The sequence below is a fragment of the Bradyrhizobium valentinum genome (assembly GCF_001440405.1).
GTDB classification, from domain to species: domain Bacteria; phylum Pseudomonadota; class Alphaproteobacteria; order Rhizobiales; family Xanthobacteraceae; genus Bradyrhizobium; species Bradyrhizobium valentinum.
In genome coordinates this window covers 1-1,050 of record NZ_LLXX01000091.1, presented here as the reverse complement: position 1 = coordinate 1,050, position 1,050 = coordinate 1, and the positions used below count along the sequence as shown (strand labels likewise).

The 1,050-nt window shown below is 58.3% G+C and carries 2 pseudogenes; one reads left to right on the top strand and one right to left on the bottom strand.

Annotated features, from left to right (window positions below):
- A pseudogene (locus CP49_RS14240) lies at window positions 1-317 on the bottom strand (B12-binding domain-containing radical SAM protein); the annotation flags it as partial.
- 481 nt (window positions 318-798) lie between these two features.
- Here CP49_RS14240 and CP49_RS42735 point away from each other — a divergent pair.
- Window positions 799-969, top strand: a pseudogene (locus CP49_RS42735) (IS630 family transposase); the annotation flags it as partial.
- Window positions 970-1,050 lie beyond the last annotated feature (81 nt).

The following is a 1,050-nucleotide window of genomic DNA, read 5'->3' as shown; positions in this document are numbered from 1 at the left end:
TCAGGTCCACCGACGCATACTGGCTTGCCGTGCAGGTGGGCGAGATCGATCAGGTACATGAAATCAGGCTGCTGGTTGAGCATGCCGCCGATCATCACGAGATCGGCCCAGTCGAGGTCCGCGTCCGTCAAAGGCTCGGTGTTACGGTTGACGAGACGGATGTCCCAATGCTTCGGCAGCATGGCAGCGACGGTGATCAGGCCGAGTGGCGCCGCCGGATACTTCGCGCCGACCAGTTCGCAAGCTTCCGTATAGTTCCAGAACGAGTCCGGGACGAACTTCGGATAGATCATTAGGACGCGGCAGGGAATCGTCATGTTGCTCCGGCCTGGACCTTGAGGGTCACAATGCCACGCAGCTTGTTGGTGCTCAAGGGTTCGATTCGCTCGTGGATACAGGCGTTAAATGCTGAAATATGGTGGAAGTGTGCATCTGACGTTCCGTTCGCGCACCTAACAGTTCGACGGCCGATTGTCAGACGATCTTTCGCATAAACCTACTACGTCGCTTATTGGCACGAAGCGGACCAACCGGGCTGGTCTGATGAGGTCCGCTCTTAGGGGTAGAACGGACATGCCGTTCAAGCGAGCCAAGTTCCGACTTTGAATCGAAGCGGTCATTCCCCCCAGCGAATTGATCGCCCGAAATGGATGGCGAGCGGTCGTCTGGCGCTACTGGGCGGGATGTCCGGTACTGACGCGAAGCTGCGGCCCGGTGCAATTGCCAGGACGTCAACAGGGTGCGGCTGGCCTCAAGGATATACGGAGGTCATTGATCATTTGGTTGCAGTGACAAGAAGATATCGTGGAGATCGAGATTGGCGTGCTGCGCAGCCAGTGTCTGGACAGGCGCATCGCCAACCGGCAACAACTCGTATCCGAGATCGCTGCTTGCGAGCGACAGCGCAACGCATCACGCGCCCGCATCAGATGGATGTTCACAACCGCGAAAGCTCGTGCCAAAATGGCCGCGCCTACCGCCTTGGCAGGCGGGCCCCAAACGCCTCGGCCAATGAGTCATAATCACCGTGCAGCGGTACTAGAGGTAGGA